Here is a 13,288-nt window from a genome sequence, read left to right on the forward strand (position 1 = left end):
TGCCAGTAATAAATGGCTTCTGAGAGCAAGGCGTCCGACGCCCCCTCGGTCGGGGTCGTGGTCCCCGCGTACGCTCCCGACGTTCTCACCCTAGAGCAGTACGTCGGCGAGATACGTGCGACGTTCGACTCCGTGACGGTCCGCGTCGAACTCGACGCGCCGCGGCAAGCGCACGTCGACCGCCTCTCGGAGAGCGTCGACGAGTTGAACGTATCGACCACCCGGCGAGGGAAGGGCGGCGCGATCATGGACGGGTTCGACGCGCTCGCGGACACACACGACCTGCTCGCGTTCGCCGACGCCGACGGGTCGGTCCCGGCCGCCTCGCTCCACGACGTCGTCCGGCAGGTCGCCGAGGGGACGGCCGACGTCAGTATCGCGTCGCGGCGCCACCCCGCCTCGCACATCGTCGACCACCAGACGGTCGTCCGGCGCTTCCTCGGCGACGCGTTCGCCCGCGCCGCCCGCTGGATGCTCCCGACCCAGTGTCGCGACTACCAGTGTGGCGCCAAGGCGGTCAGTTCGGCCGCTTGGAGCGCTATCGGGCACCACTGCTACGAGCCCGGGTTCGCGTGGGACCTGGAGTTCGTCTCCGTCGCCGGCTCGCTCGGCTACGAGATCGCCGAGGTGCCGGTCGACTGGGAGGACCACCCCGACTCGACGGTCGACCCGCTCACGACGTCGGTGGAGTTGGCGACCGCACTCGTCGACGTCAAGCGTCGGACGGACGCGATCGCAGAGAGTCCGCGCTATCACGACGTGCAGGCGACGACCGACTCGACGCTCATGAAGCTCGGAGCGGACGACGATGGCGACTGACTCGCGGCTTCACGCGCTCGCTCACCGGGCGCGGATCGGGCAGTTCGTCTCCGTCGGCGTCGTCGGCGCGGCGATCGAGACGGCCATCGTCGCGCTGTTGACGACGCTGTTCGGCGTCGGCGCACTCGCCGCGAAGGCGGTGGGCGCCGAGTGTTCCATCTCGACGATGTTCGTCGTCAACGACCGCTGGACGTTCGCCGCCGAGGGCGAGGGCGGGGTGGTGGCGTTCGTCCGCCGGTGGACGAAGTCGCACGCCGTCCGTCTCGGGGGGCTGGCGGTCGCCTTCACCGTGCTGTTCGTGTTGACGTCAGTCGTCTCGGTCACGCTTCCGGTGTGGGGCGTCGACCTGTGGCCGACGGTCGCCAACGTGGTCGGGATCGGCGTCGGGATGGTGCTCAACTACGTCGCCGAGAGTCTCTTCACGTGGGGCGTCGGCGGGGAGGCGCCCCCGTGAGTTCGCCGTCGTACGGGGAACGCCTCCGGGAGTCACGGCTCGTCGGCCGGCTCACGACGTCGGTCTTCGGCGGCGACGACTGGTGGCGACGGGTCGTCGCCGCGGTCGTCCTGATCCCCAACCTCGTCGTGTTCGCCGCGGTCGCGCTCCAACCCGGCCGGCTCCCGCTCCGGGCCGACAGCGGGATCTTCGAGTACGCCGGCTGGTTTCTGGCACACGGCGCCACCCTCTATACGGAACTCTGGGAGATCAAGCTCCCGCTCGCGTACCAGACTCCGGCGGCGCTCGCGCTACTGGCCGGCGGGGACCCGCTCGTCACTCACCTGCTGAACGTCGGACTGACCGTCGCGGTCAGCGTCGGCGCCGCGGTACTCGTCGGGGCGCTGGTGGACGACGTCACCGCGAACGGGCGGGCGGCCGCGCTCGCGGGGGTGAGCGTGCTCCTGCTCCCGGGCTACTTCTACCTCCCCGCGTACGGGTTCAAGTCGAAGTTCTACGTCGTCTTCACCGGTCTGCTCGCGGTCTGGCTCGCACGACGGGAGCGCTACGCGCTGAGCGGAGCGGCCGCCGCCGCGTGCGTCGGCTACTACCAAGCGGCCGCCGTGTTCCCCGTCCTCGCGGTCGGCCTGGCGCTGCAGTACGGCTCGGTACGGGGAGCGGCCGAGGCGGTCGCCGGTGGTGTCGGAATGACCGCGCTCACGGTCGCACCCGTCGTCTGGGCGGGCGCGGGGGAGGCGCTCGTGACCGAGGCGGTCCTCGTCCCCCTCGTCGTCGACTCGGGCGAACAGGCGTTTCTCCGACTCGTGGTCGAAGGCGTCGGCGACTTCGGCGTCGCCGCACCCGTCGTCGCGGCCGGGGCAGTCGGCGTGGCTCTGGCCGTCACGGCGTACGGCTGGCGCGAGACGTGGTGGGTCGTCGCCGGGGCGGCGTGGTTCGCGTTCGTCGTGTTCGCGTTCGACTACGACAACTACCCCGACCTCATCCCGGGGCTGATGTTCGTCGCGGTGGGCGTGGGCGTCGTCTACGACAGGCTCCCCTCGCGGTCGTACCGAACCGTGCTGACGGTCGTCGTCACCGCGTGCATCGTGGCGAACCTCGTGCTCGTCGTCGGGATGGGCGGCCTGTTCGGCGGGTACGGGATCGCTCCCGCCGACCCCCTCTCGGAACTCGAATCGACCACGCACGAGACCGGTCTCGGCGACGGGTACGCGGTCGAGCGTCCGGACGTCCGCTACCTGTTCTGGAACGGCATCGAATCGGAGACGTGTCACGTTCGGCTGTCGACGACCGAACTCCGGTGGATACAGTTGACCGACAGCCCCCTCATCGACACGCAGTGTGGGGATCTGGGCGTCGCTCTCTCGCACCTGTGAGGGTCGCTCGCTCGCGCTCGCGAGCGAACAGCCCCGGGAGAACACCGCGAGCCACGTCCGACCGCGGAGCCGACGAGACGTGGCTCGAACGACGGGAGGCGCGACTCGAACGACGGGAGACTCCGGCCTCTACCCGTTCGGCTTCCGCTCCTGGTCGGGGTGGTCGGCGACGAACACGCTCGTGTCGTCGGGCACGTCGTCGGTCACCCACGACTGCGCGCCGATGTTCACCCGGTCGCCGATGGACACCGGGCCGAGCACGTTGCTCCCGGCGCCGATGACGACGTGGTCGCCGATGTCGGGGTGACGCTTGTACCCCTTCGCGAGCATGTGGTCCTCGTCCTCCTCCTCTTCGAAGTGGAGGGCGCCCAGCGTGACGTTCTGGTAGACCCGGACCCAGTCGCCGACAGTCGTCGTCTCGCCGACGACGACCCCGGTGCCGTGGTCGACGAAGAAGTACTCGCCGATCTCCGCACCGGGGTGGATGTCGATCCCCGTCTCGACTTTCGAGTACTCGGCGAGTTCGCGGGCGTACTCGAAGCTCCCCGCCTCGTAGAGGTGGTGTGCGACCCGGTGGGTCAAGACGGCGTGAAAGCCGGGGTACGACCGGATGATCTCGCAGTAGCTCTTCGCCGCGGGGTCGCCCTTGTACGCGGCCTCGACGTCCTTCTTGAGCGCGCTCCGGACCCCGGGCAACCGGTCGAGCGTCGCGTCGACGGTCCCGGTCACGTCGGTCCCGTCGTCCGCGTAGGCCGTGACGCCCTTCCGCATGCAGACGCCGAGTTCGGTCAGGCGCGCGCGGGTCTCGCCGGGGTCGTCCAGCAGTTCCGTCGCGTTCCAACACTGCGGGAACAGGAGCTGTTTGAGCAGCGGCGGCTCGTCGCGCAGCGAGTCGCGGCGGGGGTAGGTCGGCGAGGCGTCCGTGGGGAAGGGCGGTCCGTCCGCTCGGTATGATTCGACGAGTTCCGCGTGGGCGTCGCCGGTGTACTCGTACCGCATTCGTGTGGAGTGTGACCGCCGAGTGACGTTAGTCCTTCCACACTCGCCCGTCGGCGGTACCGTCCCGGGCGGACGGTGACGCGCGTCGCGCCCGTAGCGCCGGCGAACCCATCCCGCGAACCAGTGCCGGACGGGTACCCGCCGCCGAAGCGTCGGTACTCGATCGGAAACCGGTGAGTTCCGTGTGTGAAACCGTATATAGCCAACCCCGGAAGGGAGAGTCGAATGGACAGCCCGAGCGTCGCCGTAGTGGTCCTCGACACGTTGCGGAAGGACGCGTTCGACCGGTACTTCGAGTGGGTCCCCGGGGTCGCGTTCGAGAACGCCTACTCCACCGCCCACTGGACCGTCCCGGCTCACGCCTCCCTGCTCACCGGGAAGTACCCGAGCGAGGTGGGCGTCCACGGGAAGTCGCGGTCGTTCGACTGTCCCGACCCGAGCATCGTCGAGGTACTCCACGAGCGAGGGTACACGACCCGGCTGTGGACGGCGAACCCGCTGATGTCAAAGTGGGAGGACTGGGAACGCGGCTTCGACCACGTTCGCGGCTCCGAGCGGCTCCACCCGTACACGGACGAGTCGCTCGACTGGGCGGCGTTCCACCGGTCGAGCGAGGGCGGACGGCTGGGGACGTACCTGCGGGCGCTCCCGCACGCGCTCCGGTCGCCCGAGAGCACGGTCGGCTCGCTGCGGGAGGCCGCCCGTCAACTGCGGCTCGAAGACGGCGAGCGGGGGGCGGAGGCGGTCGTCGAGCGGCTAGACCGGACCCGGTTCGACGACCGGGAGTTTCTCCTCGTCAATCTGATGGAGGCGCACACGCCGCACTTCCCCCCGAAGCCGTACCGCAGCGTCGACGAGAGGGTCAACTTCAAGATCGGCGACGCGTTCGCCGGGCTGGTGACCGATCCGGACCGCAACCGCGCGGTGTACGACGACTCCGCGATGTACCTCTCGGCGGTGTACCGCGGCCTGTTCCGCCGCCTCCGCTCGGAGTTCGACGTCGTGGTCACCCTCTCCGACCACGGGGAACTGCTCGGCGAGTACGACCTCTGGAACCACGGGTACGGACTCTACCCCGAACTGGTCCGCGTCCCGCTCGCGGTCTGGCTAGACGACCGGGTCGAGGCGGACGGGGCCGACGCGGACCCCGAGGAGGCGGTCAGTCTGCTGGACGTACCGGAGACGCTCGCCGACCTGACCGGCGTCGAACTCGACACGCGCGGGCGGAACCTCCTCGGCGACTCCGACCCCGTCGCCCGACTGACGGAGTACCAGGGGTTCCTCCCCTGGCACCGCGAGCAGTTCGAGTCGAAGGGCGTCGCGGAGGTGTACGAGCGGTTCGACACGCCGCTCCGAGGGCTGGTCACCGCCGACGGGAGGTACGTCTACGAGACCCACGAGGACGGCTACCGCTCCCCCGACGGACCGGTGTCGCCCGACGACGAGGAGCGGCTGGAGTCGCTCGTCTCGTCGGTCCCCGAGCGGGCGGTGGACGACGAGGGGTCGGACGACGTCTCGTCGGACGTGATGGGCCAGCTAGAGGACCTCGGGTACGCGTAGGGAGCGTTCGATACGTGTGGGGGAGGCGTGCGCGTAGGGAGCGACGGATAGGAGGGGGAGGCTACGCGCGCGACTGGAGTTCGAGGTCAACTCCGGTCGGTCAGTAGCCGACTCAGGCGCTCGGATGGGACGACCCCGGCCAGGAGGTCGAGTTCCTCCTGTTCGAACCCGAGCAGGTAGAGCACCGCGGCGTACGCCACCGCGCCCGCGGCGCCGCCGACGACGAGGAGGGCGTACTGGTCGAGGAGGAGCGAGACGGCGTACATCACGCCCGCCGCCACCGCGCCCGCCGCGACCGGTTTGAGGAACGTCCGGTCGTACGGGAGCAGCCCCTCCAGGTACCAGACCTCGACGATCCGGAGGACGTTGATCCCCGCGAGGACCGCCGAGGTGGCGATGGCGGCCCCGATGAGACCGAACTCGAGGATCAACACGTAGTTCAACACCGCGTTGAGCACCCCCGAGGCGAGTTGGTTGACGAGCGTCAGGTACTGGTGGTCGCTCATCATGAGGAGGTAGCCCGACGGACCGACGAAGCAGTTCGTCACCTGCGAGAAGACGAACAGGCTGAGCACCACGCTCCCGCGGGTGAACCCCTCGCCGAACACGGCGAGCACGTCACCCGAGTACAGCAGCGCCGCGATGGCGGGGCACAGCGAGAGGGTGAATATCCACCGCGTCACCGTCCCGTAGAGGTCCTCCAGTTCGTCCAGTTCGTCGTTGTGGTACAGCCGCGACGCGATCGGGGGGAACAGCTGGTTGAACGCCACCAGCGGGAGCGAGAGGATGGTCGCCACCGTCACCGAGACGTTGTAGATACCGACGGCCGAACTCGACAGGAAGAAACCGACCATGAGGATGTCGGTGCGGTTGTAGAGGAACCCGCCGAGTTGGTTGAACGTGAGCGGGAGCGAGTAGTTGTAGTACTCCTTGAGTTCGGGGGTCGACGGCCGGCGAACGGTGCCGACGCCGAACGGCGACCGCCGGATCAAGATCGCGAGCCCGACCCCGAACGTCAGCGCGCCCATGACGACGAACCCCGCGGCCGCCCCGACGACGGAGTAGCCGAGGAGGACGGCCCCGCCGACGAACACCAGCCGGAGGATGGGTCTCGCGACGGAGGAGACGACGACGTCGTACTCCATCTTCTCCATCGACTTGAAGACGGACGTGGTGACGTTCGCGAGCGTGTTGAACGGCAACACGAACGACGCCACCCGGAGCACGTCCACGAACAGCGGGTCGTCGAGGGTGACCGAGGAGATGAACGGCGCCAGATAGAACACCACCGCCGTGACGAGGACGCTCGCGACGATCGAGGTGCCGTACGCCAGCCCGAGCATCACCGACTGGGTCCGCGTGTCGTCCTCGTATTCGGGGAGGAAGCGGAGCATCGACTTGTTCCCGCCCAGCCGCGTGAACACCATGAACAGCGAGAACAGCGTCGTGGTGTACGAGAAGATGCCGTAGAGGCTGGTGCCGAGCGTCCGCGTCAAGATCAGGTTGGTCACGAGCCCGACGGCCCGAGAGAAGCCGTCACCGCCGAGGAACAGCCCCGCACCCTTCGAGACCGACCCCAGTGAACTCTCCGAGTCCGCGTCCTCTTCGTCACTCATTCATCGGGAGGGGCCGTCGGTGTCGTACTGTCGTCCGTACCGTGCGTCGTCCGGACGCCGGGCCTGTTCGGGTCGTCGAGTGGGTGACGGCGGTCGGCTCACTCCGCATAACCCAACTGCTGAAGCCGGTCTTCCACGGACGACGAGACGTCGGCCCGTTCGTGGTCGGCCGGGTCGTGGTCGCCGGTGTCGGTCGCCGACGCCTCGACCCACGGGACGCGCCGCACCGCCGGCAGCGCGGAGCCGTCGTGGCCGAACACCCCGTGTTCGCCGAACGCCTCGCCGTGGTCGGCGGAGATCGCGACCGTGTCGGCGTCGACGTTCGACAGGAGCAGTTCCACGTCGTCGAGCACGTAGTCGAGGTTCGCGCGGTAGGCGTCGCGCGCCTCGTCGACGGTGATGCGTCCCTCGGCGATGTCGTCCCAGACGGACATCGAGTCGTCGCCGAACCCGTCGACGGAGAGCCCGCTCGTGATCGGGGTGGGCACGCTGGGGAAGTGCGGCTGCATGTAGTGGACGATCAGTCGGTCGGCGTCGCGGGTCCGGGCGGCCTCGATGGCGCGGTCGGTGACCGGGCGCGCCCGTATCGTCCCCGTCTCGTCGTCCCACGCGTCGCGCCACACCTCGTCGACGAACGCGAACGCCGACTCGTCGACGTGGGTCTCGGAGTACGGGTTCCCGGTGACGTAGCCGACGTCCGAGAGGTCGACGGACGGGTCGTCGAACGTGCGGTCCATCCACTGCGTGGACGTCCCCCCCACGGACCACCGGCTCTCGACGCCCGAGAGCCACCGGTGTCGGTTCTGCGCACGCCGAGCGGCGTCGTACCGGCAGGCGTCGAGGAGGACGAGTACGTCCCACTCCTCGTCGAACACCGGGTCGGCGGTGACGGAGTCGACGCCGAGCAGTTTGTACGGTATCGAGTAGCCGAAGTGCCACACTGCCCACCGGAGGGCGAACGGGAGACCGAACGACCGCGTCCGCGTGCGGAAGTGCTCCCACCACCTCCCCGCGGCGCCAACGAGTCCCATGTGCGGCTGTTTCGGTGGGAGTGATTAATAGTATCCATAGCCGACGCGAGCGGTAGTCGTCCACACACCCGGCGACGACGGCCCGCGAACCCGCCCGCGGGGACGGCGCCGGCGACCGGACCGATACCTCGCGGACGAACCCGACGGGCCACCCCCGACCGGGACGAGTCAGAGGCTATAATCGGCGCCGGCCCAGTTGTCCCAGTGAGACCGTAGATGGGCACGACATCCGACGCCGGCGACGACCCGACGGTGAGCGTGGTCCTCCCCGTGTACGACGCCGAGTCGTACGTCGAGGAGGCGGTGGAGTCGGTGCTGGGGCAGACGTACGACGACTTCGAACTGCTCGTCGTCCACCGCCCCCACGCCGCGGACGACCGGACCGAGGAGCTTCTCGAGCCGTATCTCCGCGACGAACGGGTCGTCTACCGGCGACAGGTCGACGCCGGGTACGCCGAGGGGATCAACCAGGGGATCGAGGCGGCGACCGGCCGGTACGTCTGCTTTCAGGACGCCGACGACGTCTCGCTGCCGACCCGCCTGGAGAAGGAGGTGGCGGTGCTGGACGCCCACCCGAACGTCCACTTGGTGTTCTCGCAGGCGTGGTTCCTCGACGACGACGGGGAGCGGGACGACCGGTGGAGCGAGGTGCCCGCCGGCGTCCTCCCCGCCGAGGAGGCGTTCTACCGGCTCTACCTCCACGGGAACTTCGTCCCGAACCCGTCGGTGATGTTCCGGAACGACGGCGCCCGCCGCTTCAACGAGGACCTTGAGACGTGCGCCGACTACGAACACCACCTCCACGTGGCACACGAGGCGGACCTGTACGCGATCGGCGAGCCGCTCGTGGAGATGCGGCGGGGCGACGCACACGAGCACATGACGACGCGATACGAGCAGAACCTCGCCGACGGGAGACGGATCATCCGCCTGATCCGCCGGCGGTATCGGGAGGCGGAGCCGCGGGTGACGCGCCGGCACTACCGGCGGGCGATGTCGAACCGGTATCTACAGGACGCCAACTACCGCCTGCCGAACCCGGCGTCGCTCCGCGGGTTGGGTCTGGCGCTCGCGTACGACCCGACCAACGAGCGGATATACGACTCGCTGTCCTCGCTCGTGGCCGGGGTGTCGTAGTCCCGCGTCAGCTCACGCGGTCGAAGACGGCTTCGAGGTCGTCCACCGCGGTCGCGATGTCGAACTTCGTCTCGACCGTCTCGCGGGCGTTCCCCGCGAGGGTCCGCCGACGCGCCGGGTCGTCGAGCAGGTCGGCGAGTGCGTCCGCCAGCGCGACCGCGTCGTTCGGGTCGACCAAGCGGCCGTCGTGGCCGTCCGTGATGACCTCGGGGATGGCGGAGATGGTGGTCGACACGCAGGCGGTCCGCGTCGCCATCGCCTCCCGGAGCGCGACCGGCGTGATGTCGCGGTCGCCGTTGGCCGTGATCACGCACGGCAGGACGAACAGTTCCGCCTCGTGGAGTTCCCGCTGGAGTCGGTCGTCCGAGACGTGTCCGAGGAACTCGACGGCCTCCTCGACGCCGCGTTCGCGCACCCGCTCGCGCAGGAACGCCTCACGTTCGCCGGTCCCGACGATGTGGTACTCCACGTCGTACCCGCGGTCGAGCAGGTCCGCGACGGCGTCGATGGCGTACTCGTGGCCCTTCTTCTCGACGAGACGCGCGACGGTCAGGAGGCGCCCGGAGACGCAGTCGTCGGACGGCTGGAACTTGTCGACGTCGATGGTCGCCGGGACGACCGAGACGTCCGTTTCGATTTCGAGGTCCTCCCGGAGGTACCGCTTGTTGTACTCGGAGGGGACGACGACGTGGTCGAGCCGCGAGAGTAGTCGCCGCAGCCGACGCATGTTCGGCGAGGCGAATATCTCGTACGCGTGGGCGGTGAGCGTACAGGGGATGTCGAAGTAGTTCGCGACGTACGTGGCGGCGATCCGGGTCGGGAACGCGAAGTGGGCGTGGATCAGGTCGACGTCGCCCTCCGCCTCGACCGCCCTCATCAGCTCCTTGCCGAAGTAGAGGTAGGCGGCGTGAGACAACGGGTCGTCCACGTACGCCGACTGCCGGAGGATGGTCGGGTTCAGGACCCGCCGCGAGAGCAGTTCGGGGAACGAGCGGAGCGACGGCCGCCCCGCGTAGTGGACGGTGAGGTCCATCTCCGCCACCTCGTCGTGGGCGATCTCCTCGTCGGGGCGCTCCTGGGCGAAGACGGACACGTCGTGTCCGCGCTGTTCGAGTTCGTAGATCTCGTTGATGACGAAGCTCTCCGAGAGACTCGGAAAGCGGGACACCATGTACAGGATGTTCATGTCGGGATCGGGTACGTGAGTCGGGTGAGTACCGGATTCACGGGGTGAACTGACGTGACGGCCGCGTCCCCTCCATCGCGGACGCGTCTCGCGGACCGCGCCCGGTGTCTCGCGGTGGTCGCGTCCGGGCGAGCGGCCGTACCGAGTCTCCGGTCCGAGTCACTCTCTCTGCCGGCTGTTCAGCGTCCGGTCGTTTAGCCGGTTCGATCCTCGCGCGGACGCCGCGAGGTCCACCCCGCACACCGCGTATCGGAGTGCGGGCCGGCCTTCGAGACGGTCGAACGAGCGGCTCGTCCCGGCGGGCGCGGCGTCGCCGTGAACCGCGCTACTCCGACCGGCCGGCCGTCCCCGAGTGGTCGAGGTACGGTTCGCACACCTGCTTGACCCCCTCCTCGAAGGACACCTCGGGTTCCCACCCGGTCGCCTCCCGCACCTTCGAGATGTCGGCGCAGGTGTCGTGGACGTAGTTCTCCAGCGGGATCGGTTCGTACTCGGGGTCGACGTCGGTGCCGAGGACGTCGTTGATCAGGTCGACCATCTCGTTGAACGAGTACGGCTCGCCGGTTCCGAGGTTGTACACGCCCGCGAGTTCGTGGTCGGCGATCGTCTCGAGACCGCGGACGATGTCGCTGACGTGGGTGAAGTCGCGGGTCTGGCTCCCGTCGCCCCAGAGAACGGGCGACTCGCCGTCGGCGATCTTGTCGGCGAACTGTGAGATGGTGTTGGCGTACTCGCCCTTGTGCGCCTCGGTGCCGCCGTACCCCTGGTACACCGAGAAGAACCGCGTCCCGGCGACCGAGAGGTCGTCGTAGAACTCGTTGTAGTACTCCGCGTAGCGCTCGCGCCCGAGCATCGACGCGTCGTACCCCGTCGCGGCGGTCAGGTCCATCCCCTCGCTGGACGGTTCGGTCCGACTGCCGTACGCCGAGGAGGTGGAGGCGTACACCACCGTCTCGCAGCCGTCGGCCCGCGCCTGTTCGACCACGTTGACGAACCCCTCGACGTTGACGCGCGCGCCGAGACGCGGGTTCTCCTCGAGCATCTGCCGGGAGGAGAGCGCCGCGAGGTGGAACACGACGTCCACGTCCGTCGGGAGCTCGTCGTCGAGAACGTCGGCGTCGACGAACTCAACCTCGTCGACGAGGTTCTCGGGCGTCCCCAGATAGCCGTTGTCGAGTGCGACGACGTCGTTGTCCGCGGCGAGCGTGTTCGCCAGGTTCGAGCCGATGAACCCGGCTCCCCCGGTGACCAAGATCCGTTCGTCTCTCATGAGTCGGTAACTCGTCCTCCCGTAGAAAGTACTGATCGATTAACGTTTGGATGAGTACCAGTATTCGCTCGCACGGCGGGGTGGCCGGGTCGTGTCGCGTTACGCTTCGAGTTCGGCCTGGAGGCGTTCCTCGGCCTCGTCGCGGTCCTCCGGGTAGCCGATGTCGAGCCGCCAGCCGTCGAGGCGGATCGCGTCGATCGTCCGGCCCGACCGGATGAGGAGGTCGATCGCCTCGCTGATCTCGTACTCGCCGCGGTTCGACGGCTGGACGAGGTGACACGCGTGGAAGATCGCCGGCGAGAACGTGTAAAAGCCCGTCATCACCAGGTTCGACGGCGGGTCGTCGGGTTTCTCGACGACGTCGGCGATCTCGCCGTACTTGTTGGTGTCACAGACGCCGTAGCGGGACGCCTCCTCCCACGGCACCTCCTCGACGAGGAAGGCGGCGTCGGCGCGGTCCTCCCGCTGTCGGCGGACGACGTCCTCGAGGTTGGCGTGGAAGACGTTGTCCCCCAACATCAGCATGAAGTCGTCGTCGATGTGGTCCTCGACGGTGATCAGCGCGTGGGCGAGCCCCTTCTGTTCGCGCTGGTGGGAGTAGGTGATCGGCACCCCCTCGTACTCGTCGCCGTAGTGTTCGATGATCTTCTGTTTGAGGTAGCCGACGACGATGACGAACTCGTCGGCGCCCAACTCGACGAGCTGGTCGAGACAGTGGGTGAGGATCGGCTTGCCGTCCACCTCGACCATCCCCTTCGGCTTGTCTTCGGTGAGCGGACGGAGTCTCGTCCCCTCTCCCGCCGCGAGAACAACCGCTTTCATGTGACCGGAGAGTTGTAAGCGGTCCTATTCAAGCTATGGGGATTGGTTCCCGGCGACGGGGCTACTCCGAGATGCCGTACACGTCGCCCGACCACTCGCGGGCGGGCGTGTCGTACACCGGGTAGTCCCTGTCGAGGTCGTCGAGTCGTTCGTGGTCCGCCTCGTCGAGTTCCCAGTCGAACAGGTCGACGTTCTCCGCGATGTGGTCGGCGGACGACGACTTGGGGACGACGACGACGTCCTTCTCGACCGCCCACCGGAGGACGACCTGCGCGGGCGTCTTGTCGTACTCCTCGGCGAGTTCCGTCACGGTGTCGTCGCCGAGGATCTCCGTGCGCGCGAGCGGCGCGGCCGCCTCGACCACCACGTCCGACTCCCGGCAGTAGTCAACGATCTCGGGTCGCTGGAGCCAGGGGTGGAACTCGATCTGGTTGACCGCGATCGGCACGTCCGAGACGTGGAGCGCGTTGCTCAACTGGTAGGCGCTGAAGTTGGAGACGCCGACGTTCCGGACCAGCCCCTCGTCGTGGAGCGTCGCCATCGCGTCGAGCGTCTCCCGCAGCGAGACGGCGGGGTTCGGCCAGTGGATCAGGTACAGGTCGAGGTAGTCGGTGCCGAGTTTCTCGAGCGACTCCTCGCACGACGCGATCACGGAGTCGTAGTTGAGGTTCTTCGGCAGGACCTTCGAGGTGAGAAACAGGTCCTCGCGGTCGTAGTCGGCGACCACCTCGCCGATCTCGGACTCGTTGTGGTACCCCTCTGCGGTGTCGACGTGGGTGTACTCGCCGTCGAGCGCGGCGCGCACCGACTCGCGGACGGTGTCGCCGCCGATGTCCCACGTGCCGACGCCGACGATCGGCATCTCGTCGCCGCTCGGGAGCGTCACGGACGGAACGGACATACGCGCGGTAGTTCCCCCAAACGGCCATTAACTGTGTGGGCCGGGCGGTCGCGTTGCCGGTACTCGGTCGGGGGTTCGGTCTCGCGCCCCGAGGCGGGCCCGAAACGGTGCCGACGGGAC

Annotated in this window: 12 protein-coding genes; 5 read left to right on the forward strand and 7 right to left on the reverse strand. The window is 68.4% G+C overall.

Annotated elements, in window-relative coordinates:
- Positions 1-12: 12 nt before the first annotated feature.
- From K933_RS00650 to K933_RS00660, 3 genes are read left to right on the forward strand one after another with little or no spacing between them, the layout of a single operon-like run.
- Positions 13-819: a glycosyltransferase gene (locus K933_RS00650; RefSeq protein ID WP_049947414.1), complete on the forward strand. Its 807-nt coding sequence runs from the start codon at positions 13-15 to the stop codon at positions 817-819.
- Complete coding sequence (locus tag K933_RS00655) at positions 809-1,273, forward strand: GtrA family protein (RefSeq protein ID WP_023392734.1); 465 nt, start codon at positions 809-811, stop codon at positions 1,271-1,273. The genes K933_RS00650 and K933_RS00655 overlap by 11 nt, the downstream gene beginning before the upstream one ends.
- Positions 1,270-2,646: a DolP-mannose mannosyltransferase gene (locus tag K933_RS00660; protein WP_023392735.1), complete on the forward strand. Its 1,377-nt coding sequence runs from the start codon at positions 1,270-1,272 to the stop codon at positions 2,644-2,646. Before K933_RS00655 ends, K933_RS00660 begins: the two co-directional genes overlap by 4 nt.
- Before the next feature lie 129 nt (positions 2,647-2,775).
- Here the strand turns inward: K933_RS00660 and epsC are convergent, their stop codons facing one another.
- Complete coding sequence (gene epsC, locus K933_RS00665; RefSeq protein WP_023392736.1) at positions 2,776-3,645, reverse strand: serine O-acetyltransferase EpsC; 870 nt, start codon at positions 3,643-3,645, stop codon at positions 2,776-2,778.
- Between the two features lie 225 nt (positions 3,646-3,870).
- Here epsC and K933_RS00670 point away from each other — a divergent pair, with 225 nt between their 5' ends.
- Entirely contained in the window at positions 3,871-5,205 is a 1,335-nt protein-coding gene (locus tag K933_RS00670) for a sulfatase-like hydrolase/transferase (protein ID WP_023392737.1), read from the forward strand.
- 86 nt (positions 5,206-5,291) lie between these two features.
- Here K933_RS00670 and K933_RS00675 read toward each other — a convergent pair whose 3' ends face one another.
- Both K933_RS00675 and K933_RS00680 read right to left on the reverse strand, forming a co-directional pair.
- The gene (locus K933_RS00675; protein WP_023392738.1) at positions 5,292-6,821 is read right to left on the reverse strand and encodes a flippase; all 1,530 of its coding nucleotides are present in this window, start codon (positions 6,819-6,821) and stop codon (positions 5,292-5,294) included.
- Positions 6,822-6,919: 98 nt separating this feature from the next.
- Entirely contained in the window at positions 6,920-7,852 is a 933-nt protein-coding gene (locus K933_RS00680) for a hypothetical protein (RefSeq protein ID WP_023392739.1), read from the reverse strand.
- A gap of 216 nt (positions 7,853-8,068) precedes the next feature.
- On the opposite strand from K933_RS00680, the gene K933_RS00685 reads away from it, so the two are divergent.
- Positions 8,069-8,989, forward strand: coding sequence for a glycosyltransferase (locus K933_RS00685; protein ID WP_023392740.1), 921 nt, complete (start codon positions 8,069-8,071; stop codon positions 8,987-8,989).
- 7 nt (positions 8,990-8,996) lie between these two features.
- Here K933_RS00685 and K933_RS00690 read toward each other — a convergent pair whose 3' ends face one another.
- The 4 genes from K933_RS00690 to K933_RS00705 form a co-directional block, all read right to left on the reverse strand.
- On the reverse strand, positions 8,997-10,175 hold the full coding sequence (locus K933_RS00690) for a glycosyltransferase family 4 protein (protein WP_023392741.1): 1,179 nt from the start codon (positions 10,173-10,175) through the stop codon (positions 8,997-8,999).
- Positions 10,176-10,500: 325 nt separating this feature from the next.
- A complete protein-coding gene (locus K933_RS00695) occupies positions 10,501-11,445 on the reverse strand; it encodes an NAD-dependent epimerase/dehydratase family protein (RefSeq protein WP_023392742.1) in 945 nt (314 codons plus the stop codon).
- A 99-nt stretch (positions 11,446-11,544) separates the two neighbouring features.
- Positions 11,545-12,267: a UTP--glucose-1-phosphate uridylyltransferase AglF gene (gene aglF, locus K933_RS00700; protein WP_049947415.1), complete on the reverse strand. Its 723-nt coding sequence runs from the start codon at positions 12,265-12,267 to the stop codon at positions 11,545-11,547.
- A gap of 61 nt (positions 12,268-12,328) precedes the next feature.
- Positions 12,329-13,168 carry an aldo/keto reductase gene (locus K933_RS00705; protein ID WP_049947416.1) on the reverse strand — a complete coding sequence of 280 codons (840 nt, stop codon included), beginning with the start codon at positions 13,166-13,168 and terminating at the stop codon, positions 12,329-12,331.
- Positions 13,169-13,288 lie beyond the last annotated feature (120 nt).

This window comes from Candidatus Halobonum tyrrellensis G22 (assembly GCF_000495475.1).
Classification (GTDB): Archaea; Halobacteriota; Halobacteria; order Halobacteriales; family Haloferacaceae; genus Halobonum; species Halobonum tyrrellense.

Bases quoted from the DNA above. Each gene is read 5' to 3' on its own strand.
- K933_RS00670 (WP_023392737.1), top strand. From the start codon at position 3,871: ATGGACAGCCCGAGCGTCGCCGTAGTGGTCCTCGACACGTTGCGGAAG.
- K933_RS00690 (WP_023392741.1), bottom strand. From the start codon at position 10,175: ATGAACATCCTGTACATGGTGTCCCGCTTTCCGAGTCTCTCGGAGAGC.
- K933_RS00650 (WP_049947414.1), top strand. From the start codon at position 13: ATGGCTTCTGAGAGCAAGGCGTCCGACGCCCCCTCGGTCGGGGTCGTG.
- K933_RS00680 (WP_023392739.1), bottom strand. From the start codon at position 7,852: ATGGGACTCGTTGGCGCCGCGGGGAGGTGGTGGGAGCACTTCCGCACG.
- K933_RS00655 (WP_023392734.1), top strand. From the start codon at position 809: ATGGCGACTGACTCGCGGCTTCACGCGCTCGCTCACCGGGCGCGGATC.
- K933_RS00695 (WP_023392742.1), bottom strand. From the start codon at position 11,445: ATGAGAGACGAACGGATCTTGGTCACCGGGGGAGCCGGGTTCATCGGC.
- K933_RS00685 (WP_023392740.1), top strand. From the start codon at position 8,069: ATGGGCACGACATCCGACGCCGGCGACGACCCGACGGTGAGCGTGGTC.
- aglF (WP_049947415.1), bottom strand. From the start codon at position 12,267: ATGAAAGCGGTTGTTCTCGCGGCGGGAGAGGGGACGAGACTCCGTCCG.
- K933_RS00705 (WP_049947416.1), bottom strand. From the start codon at position 13,168: ATGTCCGTTCCGTCCGTGACGCTCCCGAGCGGCGACGAGATGCCGATC.
- K933_RS00675 (WP_023392738.1), bottom strand. From the start codon at position 6,821: ATGAGTGACGAAGAGGACGCGGACTCGGAGAGTTCACTGGGGTCGGTC.
- epsC (WP_023392736.1), bottom strand. From the start codon at position 3,645: ATGCGGTACGAGTACACCGGCGACGCCCACGCGGAACTCGTCGAATCA.